Below are 17,360 nucleotides of genomic sequence, written 5' to 3'. Positions count from 1 at the left end.
GTTGTCCGCATCTTCTTCGAGTTGATTCTGAGTTCTTGGCAGTTTCCATAATTGTGTCACGGTTTTGGCTCCCAGTCCAACATTCCAGATTTTCGTTCCAGATTCTCATTCCAGGTTTTTGTTAATGTTAATATACCATCGAGGAGGGTGCGTGACAATATGAGGAAGCTGACAACCCTCTACAGACATAGGCCCACTGGATATAATTGATATAAGATATAATAAAAAAGATCCGATTTAAAAGGAGGAATTTTTTCATGCAATACATTGAGGAAAACCTGGAATCAAAACATGCTGATTACGCTCGGGCACTCAAAAGCCTTCAAGAAGAGCTGGAAGCGGTAAGTTTTTATCAACAGCGTTTCGCTGCGGCGGCGAATTTGGAACTAAAAGCGGTTGTCGGACACAACAGAGACGAGGAAATCGAACATTGCTGTATGTTGATCGAGTGGCTGCGCCGTAACATGCCGGGTTGGGACGAAAGATTGAGAACCTACCTTTTTACGACCGCTCCTCTAACGGAAGTCGAGTCCTCTGGAAGCAGAAGCGACGGCGATCTCTCGGTTCGTTCGGTACTTTAGGTTTGAAGGAGGTAAAGAAGTTATGGGCATTCTGAGACGTTCGACGTCGATGGTTTCGCCTGAAGCATGGGAGGAACTCGACAAACAAGCACGGCTGGTTTTTCAGGCGGCCCTTTCCGCCAGAAAATTCGTAGATTTCGTGGGGCCCAAAGGCTGGAACTACACGGCACATTCTCTGGGAAGGCTGTATGTGGATCCTCAGCAATCCGGTGCCATACGCTACGGTATTAATATGTTGTTGCCTTTGGTGGAAGTACGACAGTCGTTTTTACTGGACATATGGGAACTCGACGATATTGTCCGGGGTTGCCGGAACCCGAACCTAACTCCGCTGGAGGACGCGGCTCACGCCGTGGCGGAATTCGAGGAGAAAATCATTTACGAGGGCTTCGAGCCGGCCGGTATCGCGGGGCTAAGCGGAGCATCGGCTGACAACACCGTAAACCTGAAATACGATTTGGACTCGTTGGATTTCGAACCGTTTTTTTTGAGAGGTTTAACGGCCGCCTTAGGCAAGCTGCGAGATTCCGCCGTGCAAGGACCCTATACGCTGGTGGCTTGCCCATCCTTATGGAATGAAATCTACACGAGAGGCGACTACGCTCCTTTCTCCGATAAGGTGAAAAACGTAACCGGCGGAGATATTGTCCGCTCCAATCGCGAAAGCGCGTCTTATCTAATTTCCGGGCGGGGCGGGGATTTCGAGCTTGTCGTGGGGCAGGACCTATCGCTGGGTTACGACGGGCGAGAGGGAACCAATGTCAAGTTCTTTTTTGCCGAGTCCTTCACTTTCAATGTGGTGAATTCCGAGGCCGTCATTCCTCTGGTCTTTCAACCCAACGAAACAGAAGAGAAAGAAGCTTGAAGCCCATTCGAAAATAACTTTAGCGTAGACGCTAAATGAAGTAGACTCGAAAGAGAAGGGCTTGAAAGAGAAGGGTAAGAGGCCGCTTATTATCTGGGCGGCCGTTTTTCTAGAACGATATGGGGCGCTATGTACAGTAATAGACCTTTCGGCGCGCTAATACCTTCAAGGCCGTGACGGTAAACGCGACGTCACTCATTGGCCATCGCTTCCAGCGTTTCTATTGTGGTCACAAACACTTTGCCCTCTTCAAGCTCACGAAGCTCACGGAAAGATTTACCCAGCTTCGCCAAATACTCCGCGTTGCGGCTCATCGTCCATTTCGCGCCGCCTGGATCGACTGAGCAATCACGTCGCCCGGCGTATCCTGGGGGAAAATCAGACGCGCCGGTTTACCCTCCAGCTCGTATTCGAAAATAATTACCTTTTCAGAGGCATTTACAAACTTCGAAGCATTGACTGTCCCCTTGATATTGGCAACTGGGCTGTTGATGGCATTGGCATTTAGACTCTCGCTCGCTTCTTTTTCACCCAAGAGATGAGAAACAGTAGTATTTAAAACCATCGCTAATTTTTGCAAAACAAAACCGTTAGGTACCCGTAATCCGTTTTCCCAACTCGTGGATTCGATAGCCACACCCTATACTTCCTTTGTGAGTAGAATAGATTTATATGAATTCACTAATATTAGCATAAATTTAACCAAAAGTCAATCATAAGTTTATGTTGACGGCCATTGATGTTTACGTTTATGATATTACGATAAAGCGATTCTCATCCAATGATGGCGTTTGTTTTGTATTTGGTTTCTTGCCATATGTCTACTTTCATGTTAAACTCCTTTTATGGCTTGTCAACGCGAGATGCGGGGCGGAACACGACCGGGATATCAATCGGGATATCAAGGCAGCTGTAAATATTCTCAGAGTGGGGGCATCCACTCTTAAAGAAGAAGACGTAAGACCGGTTCCAGTCGGCTGTCTTTGTCGATCTTAGAATCCCACAACTTTAGTCGTGGGAGTATGTCAAGTGGCTATCGGCTTCGATTCTCGATAGCATATTCTGGAAGTTCATGCTTGATGCTTGAACCCGTTTCGCAACTGAACATGAATGTTTTACGGAAAACCGCGCTGTTTTGACTAGGAAAGCCTGCCTCGGACGCAAACAGTTCGGGGCCACACAAAAGATGCTCAAAGCCGCTCTCAACCAGCATGTATTGTCAAAGATTCTTTTTACTCAACAGTAAATCCTGTTACCCTGTGGCTGTCAACAAATACGAGGTAAAATTTCTCCTGCGGGCATGTCCACGTAGCGAAGACCTCCAATGCGCGTCCTCATCCCGACCATTCCGGGGTGACCGGCGACCACGCGACCAATAATTGACGCGTCTCGGCAGAGTGGATTCCGGCGGAGGACACGCAAACACTCCTCTGAGCGTTCAGGCGCCACAGCCGCCAGCGCGCAGCCCTCTGACGCCAGATACAGAGAATCGAGGCCTAAAATGTCACAGACGGACTCCACCTCTCGATTGGAGGAAATCTCCGTTTCCACGATTTCGATCCCCAGAGAAGAGGCTTCCGCCCACTCGCAAAGAACCGTTCCCAAACCGCCACGCGTGCAATCCCTCATGCAACGCAGTTCGAGAAAGTCCAGAAGCGGCTTCAGGGCAGGCCAGAGCAGAGCGCAATCACTGACGAGGTTCGGAGCTTCCAGTCCGAAGCGGGCCGCGGCCAAGGCCGCCCCATGCCGACCAGGGGAAGTGGAGAGGATCAAGACATCTCCCTCCCTCAGGTTCGAGGTCTGAAGGACCTGATGAGAAATCCTTTTCCCCAGGGCACAGGTGGTGAGAAACAGCTTGTCTGCCGCCCCGTGAGGAACCACCTTGGTGTCCCCGGCAACTAGCGCTATTCTTCCTTCTCGCGCGGTCCGGGCCGCGCTTTCCATGTAGCGGTCGAGAACAGCCAGGTCCAGCCCTTCTTCGATGATCAGGGAAAGCGTCAAAAAGAGAGGTTCGACGCCTCTCACAGCCAGATCGTTGGCGGAACCACACACGGCCAGCTTTCCAATATCCCCGCCGGGAAAGTCGGGGGGGAAAACGGTGAACCCATCCATGGAAATCGCCATGTCGCCGCCAATGAAGGCGCAATCTTCCATTTGAAAAAATTCTTGGGATTGAAAGAATTCTTGGGAGTCGGATCTTTCGTCGGCATTGGGGGTTTCTGGGAGACTAGTGAGGTCGTTCTTGGCCGAACGGGTTCCGCCTCCTTGAGCTTGAACCTGAGCTTGAATTTGAAAATGCTCCAAAATCTGCCGCGTCAACTGTTGGGTCAGCCGACCCCCGCTTCCGTGGCCGGAGGTTATAGCGCCGTTCATCGGTTAAACCTGTGCCACGCACCGCAGGTCCCCTCGCTGGAGACCATGCAAGGTCCCACTGGGGTCAAGGGCGTGCAGGCCGTTCCGTAGAGTTCACACTCGGGTGGGGTCAAAACTCCCGACAGAACCTCGCCGCACCGGCAGCCATTATTGGGAACCGAGACGGGGGACAGCCCGAATTTTTCGGTGGCGTCGAAACGCGCGTATTCCTTCCTTACACGGTAGCCGGAACCGGGGATAACACCCATACCCCGCCATCGGGAATCACAGGGGTCAAAGACCTCCGACAGGAGCTTGCGCGCCACGGGATTCCCTCCTCTGGGGGTCTCCTGTTTCCGGTAGGCATTCAGGCGAAAATGCCCGGTCGTCACCTGCCTCGCCAGGTCCACCAGCGCGGCTAAGATTTCCTCAGGCTCAAAGCCCGCCGCAGCCGCCGCCTTACCCAACGCCTCCGTTAGAAAAGCGTAGTCGTCCATTCCGGCTACGACCGTCACGTTTCCCGGAAGGATAAACCCGTCGATTTTCAGGGCAGGGTTGGAGGCGAGAACGCGCAGAGCCGACGGCACCGTCTTGTGAAGGCACAAAACCGAAAGATTCGTGAGGCCCACCTGCCGGGCCTGATTCAAAGTCACAGCCGTGGCCGGAGCCGTGGTTTCAAATCCCACGCCCAAAAAGACCACTTCACTTTCCGGGTGGGCTAGAGCGATTTCAATGGACTGTATAGCGGAGACCACAACCTCCACCCGCGCTCCTTGGCCTTTCAACTCCAGAAGGGAACCCGACGACCCTGGAACTCGTAGCATGTCGCCATAGGTGAGAATGACGTAGTCTTTTTTCGCCAAGTTCAAGGCTATATCGATCTCCCCTTGATCGGTAACGCAAACGGGACACCCCGGACCGGACAGAAGCCGCAATCCTTCGGGCAACAGAGAACGCAGGCCCGACCGAAAAATAGCCACGGTGTGAGTTCCGCAAACCTCCATAAAAGTGAGGTTCCTCCGCTCCCGCAAAAAATCCGCCAGCTTCTCCCGCATCGCCTCGAACCGGTGCGCCGCCGCGCTCTCCACCCCTATACTCGAAAACTCAGACACGAGAGGTAGACGTTCCAGCGGTTTTTTCCGCGCGTTCAATCTCAGCCCACAGAGCGGTCAGTTCTTCGGACTCTCCTTTATCCAGCTTTTGGATCGCGAAGCCGGCGTGCGCCAGCACCACATCTCCCCGAACTGGGGTCTCTAGTAGATCCAGGCGAATATTCATCGCCACGCCATTGGCCACCGCCCGGGCCGAGCCGTCAGCGTGAATTTCCTCCAGAGTGTAGGGCACAGCCAAACACATAATATGACCCCCATGATTTTGTTTATCATTTTATTTATCGTGGTGCACTATGATTTTACATGTCTTTACCTATTGTGTCCTCGTAGTTTTACGTCAGGTGTGATTTTGTCGAAAATGTTATCTTATTTTTAATTGAATAATATTGAATGATATTGGTCGGATAAAGGAGGGGCGTGTTAGAAGGAAATCGAGTATAATCGGTTATGGGCTTGATGGAAGCCCTTTTTTGATGTCATGAGAAACATCTTGACTGTGATTCAAGAAAAAGCAAAGGAGAAGCATGAAAAATACTGTAGAAGTAGAAATGGAAGATTTGACCACAATGAACTTGGACACGGAACCCGAGGACATCGCTAACTGTTCGCGCGAGACGACTTTCGACGACTTCGGGGTGAGAAGCGAGCTGCTGAAAGCCATTACTCGTAAGGGTTTTACCTCTCCGACACCCGTTCAGCAAAAAGTGCTTGAGTCTAACGCGGCGGAAAAAGATCTTATCGTTCGTGCCAAAACAGGATCTGGAAAAACTTTGGCGTTTCTTTTACCTCTTTTGCAAAACATGAAGACGAGAGAACGCGCTCCCCGAATGCTGATTTTATCTCCCACGCGGGAGCTAGCTCAGCAGATCGCGAGAGAAACGGAGTGGTTGGTGAGCTTTATGAACATTTCGGTGGTGTCGCTGGTGGGAGGACTGGAAATGTCCCCGCAATTGCGCGCCCTGAGAGACGGAGCGGCCATCGTGGTGGGCACGCCGGGCAGGACCTTGGACCACGTGGAACGAGGAAGCCTGGACACGAAAAACATCGACTGTGTTGTCCTAGACGAAGGCGACCAGATGTTGGATATGGGATTTCGTGACGAGTTGGAGGGAATCCTGAACGCCCTGCCCGCGGAACGGCGGACGTGGCTTTTCTCCGCGACGATGCCGCCTGAGGTTCGTGAGCTTTCGAAGCGCTATCTCAAGAACCCTGTAACCATTTCCCTGGTGCAGGACGGCGCTCAGCACGAGGACATCGTGCACCGGGTCTATATGATCCCCTCCCGGCGTCGTTTCGAGGGATTGGTGAACATTCTTCTCTGGGAGCGTCCCAAACGTAGCCTGATGTTTTGTCACACACGCCTTGAGTCCATTGAAATGGCACAGAGGCTTCAAGACGAGGGCTTCAACGCGGCGGCTTTGCATGGAGACATGACCCAAAGAGAGCGCAACGCGGTCTTGGCCTCCTTCAAGTCGGGGTCTATGCCCCACTTGGTCGCCACCAACGTAGCGGCTCGTGGTCTGGACGTGGAGGGCGTCACTCATGTCATCCAACTGGGGCTGCCTGACGACAAGGAGACCTTCGTTCACCGCAGCGGACGCACGGGCAGGGCCGGACACGAGGGAACGAACTTAATCCTCTTGTCCCCCTTGGAGGCAGGGCGCTTCAAAATGATGCTGCGCTCGACCCAGATGAAGGTGGAATGGCAGGACGTGCCAAGCCTCCCGTTGATCCGCACGGCTCAACGAGAAGTGGCGGAGGAAAAGCTCCTGACCTTCCAGATGAACTCCGAAAGTCAGTCAGGTTACATGGAATGGGCTTCCGATCTATTGCAACGCGCCGAGCCGAAAGTGCTGGTGGCGAAACTTCTTGAGACTCTAAATTCTCGCACAGCAAAGGGTTATAGCCTGAACGCGGACTTGGATCATGAGCGCGAGAGACGGCAGCGTAGCGCCTCTAGGATTGAGCGTGGCGAAGGCCGCGGAGAAGGCCAGGAAGAAAGACGTTTTTCCAGCTCTCGCCCCAGAGGAACTATAACCCGCCTCCGCAGCAGTCAGGGAGCAATCAAAGATGTGGGACGCATTTTAAACGCTCTCTGTTCCGCTTTGAAGGTTGAGCGTTGCGAGGTGGGGGCTATTCGCCTGAAAGACGATCATGTGTTGGTGGAGCTTTTGCCCGTGGCTTTGGCCCGCCTGGAGCAAGGCTGGGCTGGACTGGCGAAATGGGGATTGTTCCCGGAGGACAACCCGGTGCGATACATCAAAACGAGATCTCATGACGCGAGATCTCACGATGCCGTAGCGAAACCCCGAGACCCGGTTCGACCCTCCCGACTCTCCCAAAATTCGGGAAGGAGCCCACGCGATTCTTACGAACGCAAGGGTGAAGGAGATAAAGAGTACAGAGAACACGCCATTCGAGGAAAACGGAGCGACGGATAGCTTTAGATAGCTTCCTTTCAATAGAGTTTTATAGAGTTTTATAGAGCTTTAGAGCTTTAGTAGAGCTTTGACTGACGTAAAGGCTGTTATGGAATAAATCCGTGACGGCCTTTTTATATGAGTGATAATTCCGATTGACGAGTAAAACAACCTTGCCCTTCTTTTCGGAAAGTGTTAATATAAAGAATATAAATTTATGAGGAGCTTGCGTGGAGTTGGGTGAAAGTTATACGTGGTATCTGAATAAGCTATAATATTCATATTCATCAGTATGATAGATAGATGGTTCATACGCGTTTTAATAGCTATTGATGTTGTAGTCAAAAACTAAGGCGTGTAGTGGTTATTGACCTGGGTATCCGAATAGTTGAAAAAATACTTGCGAAACGTATCTGCTAGTTATGAGGCGGGAGGGAGTCGGCGATGCGACCGGTATCTTATGTTATTACTAGTTTCATTGAAAAAACAATGAGCGTGAAGGGTCTCAATCTTTACGTTACGGCGGATGGAAAATATCTTGCGATGGACGACAACTTTGATACCGTATATAAGTTCGATCTGATTTTCTCCGACAACGACTTCAGTTGCCAGATACTTGCCCGAGGGGAAAACGGCTTAGCTTTGAAACACGCGGTCAACATTCCCTGGACCAATGGCGGCGCGATTCGCGATTTTATGGAGTTTGTACGCCAAATTTGATGAGTGCCGCGCAAGAAGTGCCATTGAGGTCTATCAAGCCCCCGCTTGCGCGGGAGCTTTTTTTATGTGTACAGTACAGCTTACAAGACGCACGAGGAGACGAGACGCTATGATCGTGAATGGAACCACGGAAAATCAAGAGCAATCGGAAAATGAAATTCTTCGTCAACGCAAGGACAAATTGCAGCGCCTTCGGGAGGAAGAGGGATACGATCCTTACGTTGTCGAAAAATGGGATCGCAAGGATTCAATTGAGGAGATTCGCGCGCGCCATGACCATCTACAACCCGACGATGTGGCGCGTGACGTTGGGATTCGCACCGCCGGACGTCTAATGACGCTACGCCGCCAGGGCAAAGCCACCTTTGCGGATCTAGGCGACGAGAGCGGACGTATGCAGCTTTATTTCCAGATCAACGAGGTGGGCGAGGAGAGCTACAACTTTCTCAAAAAATGGGTCGATACGGGAGATTGGATCGGTGTCGAAGGACACCCCTGTAGGACCCGGCGGGGCGAACTGACAATCTTGGTCACGGAGTATAAACTGCTCAGCAAGGCGTTGCGCCCTCTGCCCGAAAAATGGCACGGCCTAACGGACACGGAAGTTCGATACCGCCAGCGTTACACCGACTTGATCGCGAACCCCGACGTGCGCCAGGTTTTTCGCAAACGTGCCCAAATCATCACTTCTTTTCGGAAAACATTGGAGGACCACGGCACGTTGGAAGTGGAAACTCCCACCCTCTCTATTCTGGCCGGCGGCGCCAACGCCCGCCCGTTCAAATCTTTTCACAACGCCTTGGGCCTTGATATGTACCTGAGGATCGCGCCGGAACTCTATCTCAAGCGGTTGGTGGTGGGCATGATGGGGCGTGTCTACGAAATCGGCAAGAACTTCCGCAACGAGGGCGTCGACACAATGCACAACCCGGAGTTCACGATGATGGAGGTTTACTGGGCTTACGCGGATTACGAGGATATGATGAACTTGGCGGAAGAACTGATCCGCAACGCCGCCAAGGCTGTGGGGACGCTCTCCGTCGAATGGCAGGGGATCACGCTGGATTTGGCGCGACCCTTTCGCCGCGTGACCATGCTCGACATAGTGAAAGAACATACAGGCGTGGATTTTCGAAACGTGACATCCGATGAGGAGGCTCGAAAAATCGCCGCAGAAAAGGGGTGCGGCGGCGCTCTATCGGGCAAAGAAAGCCGCTTCGCCGTCTTGAACCTGATGTTCGAGACGTTCTGCGAGGAGAAAATCACGGACCCAACCTTCGTTATCGGGCACCCGACGGAGATCTCGCCCCTCTCCAAGCGGGACCCGAACAATCCCAATTACACCCACCGATTCGAGCTCTTCATGTGCGAGAAAGAGCTGGCAAACGCCTTCAGCGAGCTGAACGACCCCCTGGACCAGCGCGCTCGTTTTGAGGAACAGCTTCGGAAGAAAGAGGCGGGGGACGACGAGGCTCACGCTTTCGATGAGGATTTCATCAACGCCATTGAGACGGGTTTGCCGCCCACCGGAGGACTGGGGATTGGAATCGACCGCCTCGTCATGTTCTTAACGAACTCCCGCTCTATTCGGGACGTCATCCTTTTCCCCACCATGCGCCCCAAGGATTGAAAAGGATTGAAAAGGACTGAAAAGGACTGAAAAGGACTGAAGCCGGTGAGTCGCTCCCAAGGGACAAGAGGCAACTTCGAAAGCCAGGCGCATGGCTTCCATGTGATCCAACAGCGTGATCCAACAGCCTCTCGTCCCCGGGGTTATATTGAGTTTGTACAACTAAAATCATTTAATTAAATTCAATTAAAATCATTCAATCAAGGTCACGATCAGGTCGTTGACGTTGGTGCCCGTGGGGCCCGTGATCAAGAGATCGCCCGAGGCTTTTAGCGCGTGATAAGCGTCGTTGTCGTCCAACATGACGCGGGGATCCAGTCCTTGATCCAGAATTTTTTGCGCCGTTTCCCCATCCACGACTCCACCCGCTGCGTCTGTCGGGCCATCCGTGCCATCCGATCCCGCGGCAACAAACGCGACTCCTTCCAAACCCCGCAATCCCAGAGCCGCCGCCAAAGCCATTTCCTGACACCGTCCGCCCTTTCCTTTGCCCCTGAGCTTCACCACGGTCTCGCCTCCTGCCACATAGGCCACGGGAGCGGAGCGGGTTTGCCGCGTGCGCGCGGCTTCCCGAGCCAACGCCGCGAAAAAGGCCCCCGCCGCAGAGGCTTCACAGTCCAAGGTCGTGGTCAGGAGGGTTGTCGCGAATCCTTTTTCGACCAGGCTTTTCCGCGCCGATTCGCAGAGGACGGGAACACTTCCCGTGATCCGCGTGATAACGTTGTCCACCTTTTTGGGCGTCTCGGCGGAAAATTTCTCCAGAATGCCAGCGGGGAGTTTTATCAACCCGTACTTGCGCATGATGCGGTCCGCGTCCGCGCAAGTGCTGGAGTCCGGGTAAGCAGGACCTGAGGCGATGCTGTCCAGCCGGTCGCCCAGAACGTCGGAAAGCACCACGGACAGCACTCGGGCGGGAGCGCAGGCCTGAGCGAAACGCCCGCCTTTGACGGAGGAAACGCGTTTACGTAGCGTGTTGATCTCGACGATATCCGCACCGCAGGCCAACAACTGACCCGTCATGTCCGCCAGGTCTTTGAGCGTCACTCCGTCAAGAGGCAACTCGAAAAGAGCCGATCCCCCACCCGAAACCAGGAAAAGCACCGTGTCTTTTTCGGTAAGGCCCTTTAGCATCTCCAGAGTCCTCCGGGTCGCGTCCAAGTTCCGCTGTTCCAAAACGGGATGAGCGGCCTCGAAGATCTCCAAGGAGCCAATCGGTCCCATAGAATGGCCATCCTTGGTGATGACGCAGCCCCTTGCGATTTTCGGGCCCAGAAGCTCATGGGCCGCGTTAGCCATTCGCCAGGCGGCCTTACCTATGGCGACGAGAACAATGATTCCCTCGTCTCCTGCCGTTCTTTCCAGCATTCCTCCCAGCATTCCTCCCATGGGATCGGCCAGGGCTTCCTTGACCGCGCGTTCGGGTAGAACGGACTCAATCGCGCTTTTCGCGACAGAAATGGCTGTTTCTCGAATTGTCATTCCTTTCCCGATCCTTTCAGCGTACTAATACCTACTTATAACTAGCAGATATATTTCGCATAGTATTCCTTTAGTATTCCTTTCTTGACATACTCCCACGACTAAAGTTGTGGGAGTCTAAGATCGACAAAGACAGCCGACTGAAACCGGTCTTACGTCTTCTCCTTTAAGAGTGGATGCCCCCACTCTGAGAATATTTACGGCCGCATTGGTATCCCGGTCGTGTTCTGGCCCTCATCTCACGTTGATAAGTTATTAAAGGAGTTTAACATGAAAGTAGACATATGACAAGAAACCAAATACAAAACAAATGCCGCCAACAGCAACATTCAACAACAACATTACAATTCTCATCCAACGGCTGAAGACATTGGATGAGAATCGCCTTATCGTAATTTCTTAATTTTCTCCATTTGCTCAAACGCCGTAAATTCTGTTTTTATCGACCCACCTCCTTATTCTCCTTATTGCCGAAATTGCCGAAACGCACAGCATTTGCTGCCTGGTATACTATATATAATTTAACAACAAATATTTTAGCATTTTATAATAGCGCATCAAGTAGAAATATTGACGCATTATAGCTTATTTAGATACTATGTGTTGCTACCTTTATTATTAGTTAATCTCTGCGATTGCTCAAAATGGTTAAGTCGTGGGTTTCATACAGATTGTACACGTCCTCCGGTAGAGGAGTCAAAATATCTTGGTATCTCCTAATAATCAGAAAGACGCGGTTTTTGCCCTCCCAAAGCTGAGCCAGACGCGAATCGTCCAAAATCCTTCGTCCCAAAACACCCGGAGTAGAAGGAGAGTGTAACAGCAAAGATTCCTTGGCCGTGTAAAAATAAAGTGAAGGGTGGTTCATCACATATTGTACCAAGATGTCGCTCTGCCTCAGCCCACTTCTGAGATAAAGCCCCGCGTCCCGCACGGAGGAGCTTCGAGCCAACAGGTCAAAGGCTCCAGCCAAGGGCATGAGGGAAATCAGTGAGACCAAACAGAAGTGTAACATGAGCTTGCGCGGCTGCTTCGTCTTGGCGTAGTACCATCCAGCGAAAAGAAAAAGAAGAGAAAACAACATCCATGGGATAACGGACATGAACATGCTTCGTACTTCTCCGCCGCCAAAGAGGAGAATCGAAGGGATTTCCAGAAAAAGAAAAGGTAGGAACAAAAGGATTTCCAGCACCACCATTCGCTGAAAAAAATGAACGTCGTTTTTTTCGATGGCATTGCTCAGATGTATGGCGCAAAGGGACGCCAAAGCGGGAAGGGGCGTGAGAAGCAGAAAAGCGTCGCCCGCGAAAAAGCCAAAGAACAGGAACACGGCCACCCACACCAACAGCAGAAAGTTTTGTCTCTCGATAGGCAAGATGAAATTCCAGTTGTTGGGCAGCGCGTTTCGCAACGCCTCAGGGAAAGCCCCCAACCAGGGGAAAAAACCAACCGAGAGAACTAACAGGACCGATGAAAAGGAACCGAAAGCCACGGAGGAGAGATTGTGCCACATCAGAGCTAGAATCGCCGGGTTTCCTGAGCGTAGCAGCATCAAATACCCTCCCCCTAGAATTAGCGTCGCTAAAACTCCCGATTTGTAAAAGAGAGCACTAAGAAAGAACTGGCTCTGATTGGCAATATAGGCGTAGATTAAAAAACTTAACCAAGGCAAAATCACCCCCGCTGGGCCGTAGACGATGAAAGCCCCCATAGATCCGCTATGAAGCAGGAGAAAAAAACGTCTATCCTGAAAGCCGTAGATGATACCGGCTAAGGCCAAGGTGGCGCAACACGCATAAAGGGTGTGAGGCGAGGCCAATTGAGATGAGACATAGGTTAGGATGCTGGTACCCGTAATGACGGCCGCGTAGTTAGCCGCGCGTTCGCCGCTGGTGCGCCACACGATGAACCAACTGACCGCGGACATCCCCAGCCCTCCCACCACAGGCCAAAAGCGCACGGAAAATTCAAGCCATCCGAAGAGCAACAACGCCAGAGAGGAAAGCCACCAGAACCCCATGGCCGTCCCCAGATAGTACAGATTTTCCACTAGCGGAACGAAGTAGCTCCTGCGGATCACCATATTCAGCGATATAGAAGCGTTGACGCCTTCCAAAGGATCCAGTAGACCGTGATTCCCTATGCCGCGAAAAAAGAGGAATAACAAGGCGACAAGAATCAGAAAGGAGGCTTTACGCGCCGAGAACAATAAGGTCACCCTTTGATATAATTAGAAGGGCGCCGTCAAGGACGCGTGTCGCTCGAAACGGATTCGTCCAACGAGCATCCGAAAAGGGTAAGGGCGCATTCCTCCAACGGGAAGGGATGCTTTCCCACGTAGACGCCGTTCAACTTGAGAAAAGTTCCGGGAGTTAACGCCGCCACTGGCCCAATACGGGAGGGCTCGTAAAAAATCGCCAGTATATTGTCCTGGGGGATAACCGACGGCGGTTGTCCTCCGAATTTCACCACGTATCCGTAATCGCTCAGTCGCGTCACGCCGCTCACCCAGCCGCTGACCACGAGGCGCCTGTCTTTGTAGTTTCGGTCGAAGGAGGCGTTGTCGCGCGCCATTTCGACGAGAATTTCCGCCTCCAGAACCCCGGCTTTCCGATCATCAAGGCGTCGCTCCAGCTGGCGGAGAATCGTTTCGAGCTGCGTGTATCCCTTGCTCACCAGTCCGCGCAGAAGAACGTGAGCCTTATCCAGGTCCTTTTCTCCGCCATAACCCCCCATGTAAAAAGACGCTAGAACGTAGTCGGCGTAACCGTCCTTTCCCTGAATCTCCTCCAGCCTTCTGCGCCACTCCGTAGGATTGTGGAGCACTCCTCCCGCGCCAGTCAGGGAAAAATTAGCCAATTGCGCAATGGCTCGGTACTCTCCCTTCTCCGCCGCCCTCCTGTACCATTCCGCGGCCTTCAAATCGTCTCTGGGCAGCCCCTCTCCGTAGTCGTACATGACTCCGATGGCGGTCATACAACGAGGGTCGTCGGAGGCCACCATCCATTGGTTCAGCGCCTCGGTATAGTCGCCGGCCGATCGGGCTTCCACTCCTTTTTCGTAGCTTGCCTCGACGCACCCAGACAAAAGCAACGCCAGCAGCAACGCCCCCAAAAAATTCTTCATGGCTTACCTCCACGAAAATTCGCTTTGCTACCGTCAACACGATCAATACTATCAACGGTCTTTTTGCACATTATATTCTAAATGCTAAAAGATCACATGACATTATCCCGCGAAACACCCCCGAAGGTTGAGAGTTACGAAAATGCTATGATAGTGAATTAAGCGAAAGATCTAAAGTTAAAATAGTAAAAAGCCGTTATTTAGAGTGAATTGAATAGTGAATTGAATAAAATTCGGCTCACGGGGGGTTGCGCTGCTTTGAATTTGAAATCGTCGGGCGACATATTGAAAGAAATTTTCGGTTTTTCCTCCTTCCGCAAGGGGCAAGAAGAGATTATCAAATACATTCTGGAGGGGCAGGACGTGCTTGGCATCATGCCCACGGGGGCGGGAAAGTCCCTGTGTTATCAGATTCCGGCTTTGGCCTCTGGCGGGGCTTCCGTGACCATAGTGGTCTCTCCCTTGATCTCCCTGATGAAGGACCAGGTGGACGCCCTGCGTCAGAACGGAATTGAAGCCGCCGCGCTCCACAGCTCCATGGACTGGGACGAGGTCCGAGAGATCATGAGCGCCGCGCGGCGAGGATGGATCACGCTGCTCTACGTAGCCCCGGAGCGCTTCGAGCACGATGGTTTTCGGAATTTCTTCGCTGCGTTGCCCGTGAGACTCTTCGTTATCGACGAGGCCCATTGTGTCTCTCAGTGGGGACACGACTTCCGTCCCTCCTACCTGAATCTCGCCAACGCGCTCACCCTCCTGCCCCAGCGTCCTGTGGTCGCCGCCTTCACCGCCACGGCGACACATGAGGTCCGGGACGATGTAGTGCTACGGTTGGATTTAAAAGACCCCTTCGTTTTAACCACAGGGGTTGACCGGGAGAACCTCTTTTTCCAGGTGAAGCGCCCCAAAGACAAAAGCGTGTTTTTGTTGAGCTATGCGAAAAAGTTTTCCGGAGCGTCGGGTATTGTTTACTGTTCCACACGACGCGGAGTGGAGGATATTCATGACTTTTTGCAGAGAAAGGGAATCGACGCCGTCCGGTACCACGCGGGCCTCAACGACGAGGAGCGGCACAGGAATCAAGACGCTTTTATCTATGATCGGAGCCCGATCATGGTGGCAACTAACGCTTTTGGGATGGGGATCGACAAATCTAATGTGAGGTATGTTTTACACTTCAACATGCCAGGGAGCATCGACAGCTACTACCAAGAAGCGGGTCGGGCCGGACGCGACGGGGACTCCGCTGAGTGCTTACTGCTTTTCGCCCCCAAGGACATCGCCACGGCGCTGTTTCTGATCAGGCGGAATGACAACGACAGTACTCGACAAATGGCCTATCGCAAGCTGCAAGCTATGGTGGACTACTGCAACACAGACCGCTGTTTACGCGCCACTATCCTTCGGTACTTCGGGGAGATAGAAGCGAGGGATAACTGCGCCACTTGCGGCAACTGCGTCTCCGCTCAAAAAAGGGTGGACGTGACGACGGAGGCAAAAAAGATCCTCTCCTGCGTGTATCGGATGGAGGAACGCACCGGGCGGCGTTTCGGAAGCGGAGTTTTGGCCGATGTCCTCCGCGGCTCCCGAAGGGGGCAAATCGAGGCCTTGGGACTCAATGAAATTTCCACTTGGGGGCTGATGCGGGAGTACAACAAAATGGAGATCAAGGAGATGACGGATTTTCTCACAGCGGAGGGATATCTGGAGGTGGAGGGCGGGGAATATCCCCTACTGAGATTTACCTCGCGGACGCGCCCTTTTTTGCGTGGGCAGGAAAAAATTTGGATGCGCAAACGAGAGCAGCACAACAGAATCTGGTTACGTCGAAAGCTGCCTCACCCGTAAACGTCGAGCTTTTCGAGCGTCTGCGCGTCTTGAGGCGGAAGCTAGCCGACGCGCAGAACGTCCTGCCTTATGTGGTGTTCACAGACGTGGCGCTTCACGGAATGTGCGCGACCCTGCCGGAAAACGACGCGGAACTGCTAGCGGTTCCGGGAGTCGGGCAGGTTAAACTGGAAAAATACGGGAAGCGTTTCTTACAGTTCATCCGCGGCTGGCGTTTGGAGCAGGAAAACGCGGGACGCGAGATTATGCTCCTTCGGGGTCAACGTATAGTGTTTAATTAAATATTAATTTCTTCTAATAAGTACTCTATAAAATATTCAATATATGCCATAATTTTGTCATTATAGCTAGACTGTACACGGTGTACCAGGCAGCAGAGATAACAGGATTGAGTATTGGGACTATCAGGATGTTGAGGCAATGGATGGGGGCGTCGAGGTATGTCTACAACCAGACGATTGCTTACCTGAAGCAACCAGGGACGATAGCAAATTGGATAGAGATCAAAAAATGGCTCCTTCCAGGCCTTCCAGAGTGGTTCTGTATCAAATAAAGGCAATAGCGGTAAAGGACGCTTGTAACGCGGTTAAACGTTGCAAGATGGCATTTAAGCAGACCCATCAATTTCATGAAGCAAAATTTCATGAAGCAAAATTTAGATCAAAGCGAAGTCCTAATCAATCAATATTTATTCCTAAATCTGCCGTGAATATTCACCACGGCGTTTATCACACAATCCTTGAAAACTTGAAAAGTTACAAGCCTTACCCCCAACCTCAGGGTGATTGCAGGTTGACTCTGGAGTCTGGTAGGTGGTTTGTGTGCGTTCCGATAGCTACTGACACTACGACTGAAAACCAAGGTCGTGCTGTAGCTATTGATCCCGGTGTTAGAATGTTTGCAACCTTCTACTCGATAGAGTCTTGTGGGAAGCTGGGTACAGGGGATTTTTCAAGAATTCAACGCCTTTGTCATCATCTTGACGATCTTATTTCGAGAATGAGCAAGGCGGTCCACAAGCAAAAGTATAAGATGAAACAGGCCGCTAAACGTTTGCGTTGGAAGATTCGAGACCTGATTGGCGAACTTCATCACAAGACTGCCCTGTTTTTTATCAAGAACTTTGATGTCATTCTCATCCCAAAGTTTGAAACGAGTGACATGAGCAAGAAGTCAGGGCGCAAATTGAGAAGCAAGTCGGTCAGGCAGATGCTGACCTTTGCGCAT

General features: G+C 52.0%; 16 protein-coding genes. 9 read left to right on the top strand and 7 right to left on the bottom strand.

Going from position 1 to position 17,360, the window contains the following annotated elements:
• Positions 1–257: 257 nt before the first annotated feature.
• Both LBJ36_03175 and LBJ36_03170 read left to right on the top strand, forming a co-directional pair.
• Positions 258–581 (top strand): ferritin, encoded by a 324-nt coding sequence (locus tag LBJ36_03175; protein ID MDR1378033.1) that lies wholly within the window; start codon positions 258–260, stop codon positions 579–581.
• A gap of 22 nt (positions 582–603) precedes the next feature.
• Complete coding sequence (locus LBJ36_03170; protein ID MDR1378032.1) at positions 604–1,446, top strand: bacteriocin family protein; 843 nt, start codon at positions 604–606, stop codon at positions 1,444–1,446.
• A gap of 310 nt (positions 1,447–1,756) precedes the next feature.
• Here the strand turns inward: LBJ36_03170 and LBJ36_03165 are convergent, their stop codons facing one another.
• From LBJ36_03165 to LBJ36_03150, 4 genes are all read right to left on the bottom strand, one after another.
• Positions 1,757–2,083, bottom strand: coding sequence for a hypothetical protein (locus LBJ36_03165; GenBank protein MDR1378031.1), 327 nt, complete (start codon positions 2,081–2,083; stop codon positions 1,757–1,759).
• A gap of 629 nt (positions 2,084–2,712) precedes the next feature.
• The gene (hypE, locus tag LBJ36_03160; GenBank protein ID MDR1378030.1) at positions 2,713–3,819 is read right to left on the bottom strand and encodes a hydrogenase expression/formation protein HypE; all 1,107 of its coding nucleotides are present in this window, start codon (positions 3,817–3,819) and stop codon (positions 2,713–2,715) included.
• Positions 3,816–4,910 carry a hydrogenase formation protein HypD gene (gene hypD / locus LBJ36_03155; protein ID MDR1378029.1) on the bottom strand — a complete coding sequence of 365 codons (1,095 nt, stop codon included), beginning with the start codon at positions 4,908–4,910 and terminating at the stop codon, positions 3,816–3,818. Before hypD ends, hypE begins: the two co-directional genes overlap by 4 nt.
• Positions 4,903–5,154, bottom strand: a complete 252-nt coding sequence (locus LBJ36_03150) for a HypC/HybG/HupF family hydrogenase formation chaperone (GenBank protein ID MDR1378028.1) — start codon at positions 5,152–5,154, stop codon at positions 4,903–4,905. The genes hypD and LBJ36_03150 overlap by 8 nt, the downstream gene beginning before the upstream one ends.
• A gap of 280 nt (positions 5,155–5,434) precedes the next feature.
• Here LBJ36_03150 and LBJ36_03145 point away from each other — a divergent pair, with 280 nt between their 5' ends.
• The 3 genes from LBJ36_03145 (at position 5,435) to lysS (ending at position 9,680) form a co-directional block, all read left to right on the top strand.
• Positions 5,435–7,351: a DEAD/DEAH box helicase gene (locus tag LBJ36_03145; GenBank protein MDR1378027.1), complete on the top strand. Its 1,917-nt coding sequence runs from the start codon at positions 5,435–5,437 to the stop codon at positions 7,349–7,351.
• 423 nt (positions 7,352–7,774) lie between these two features.
• On the top strand, positions 7,775–8,050 hold the full coding sequence (locus tag LBJ36_03140; GenBank protein ID MDR1378026.1) for a hypothetical protein: 276 nt from the start codon (positions 7,775–7,777) through the stop codon (positions 8,048–8,050).
• Between the two features lie 109 nt (positions 8,051–8,159).
• Positions 8,160–9,680, top strand: a complete 1,521-nt coding sequence (lysS, locus tag LBJ36_03135) for a lysine--tRNA ligase (GenBank protein ID MDR1378025.1) — start codon at positions 8,160–8,162, stop codon at positions 9,678–9,680.
• A 192-nt stretch (positions 9,681–9,872) separates the two neighbouring features.
• Here the strand turns inward: lysS and LBJ36_03130 are convergent, their stop codons facing one another.
• The 3 genes from LBJ36_03130 to LBJ36_03120 all read right to left on the bottom strand — a co-directional run bounded on the left by LBJ36_03130 (position 9,873) and on the right by LBJ36_03120 (position 14,285).
• Positions 9,873–11,159 carry a glycerate kinase gene (locus tag LBJ36_03130; protein ID MDR1378024.1) on the bottom strand — a complete coding sequence of 429 codons (1,287 nt, stop codon included), beginning with the start codon at positions 11,157–11,159 and terminating at the stop codon, positions 9,873–9,875.
• Positions 11,160–11,781: 622 nt separating this feature from the next.
• Entirely contained in the window at positions 11,782–13,377 is a 1,596-nt protein-coding gene (locus LBJ36_03125) for a glycosyltransferase family 39 protein (protein MDR1378023.1), read from the bottom strand.
• 26 nt (positions 13,378–13,403) lie between these two features.
• The gene (locus tag LBJ36_03120) at positions 13,404–14,285 is read right to left on the bottom strand and encodes a sel1 repeat family protein (GenBank protein MDR1378022.1); all 882 of its coding nucleotides are present in this window, start codon (positions 14,283–14,285) and stop codon (positions 13,404–13,406) included.
• Positions 14,286–14,543: 258 nt separating this feature from the next.
• Here LBJ36_03120 and recQ point away from each other — a divergent pair, with 258 nt between their 5' ends.
• From recQ to LBJ36_03100, 4 genes are all read left to right on the top strand, one after another.
• Entirely contained in the window at positions 14,544–16,133 is a 1,590-nt protein-coding gene (recQ, locus tag LBJ36_03115; protein MDR1378021.1) for a DNA helicase RecQ, read from the top strand.
• Entirely contained in the window at positions 16,070–16,414 is a 345-nt protein-coding gene (locus LBJ36_03110) for an HRDC domain-containing protein (protein MDR1378020.1), read from the top strand. Before recQ ends, LBJ36_03110 begins: the two co-directional genes overlap by 64 nt.
• A gap of 128 nt (positions 16,415–16,542) precedes the next feature.
• Positions 16,543–16,686: a helix-turn-helix domain-containing protein gene (locus tag LBJ36_03105; protein MDR1378019.1), complete on the top strand. Its 144-nt coding sequence runs from the start codon at positions 16,543–16,545 to the stop codon at positions 16,684–16,686.
• A 47-nt stretch (positions 16,687–16,733) separates the two neighbouring features.
• Positions 16,734–17,360, top strand: a 627-nt coding sequence (locus tag LBJ36_03100; GenBank protein ID MDR1378018.1) for a hypothetical protein, incomplete at its 3' end; no start/stop codon positions are given.

Source organism: Synergistaceae bacterium, from assembly GCA_031267575.1.
Classification (GTDB): Bacteria; Synergistota; Synergistia; order Synergistales; family Aminobacteriaceae; genus JAIRYN01.
Note: the sequence above shows the minus strand (reverse complement) of the source record. Positions and strands in the feature narration are given on the sequence as shown.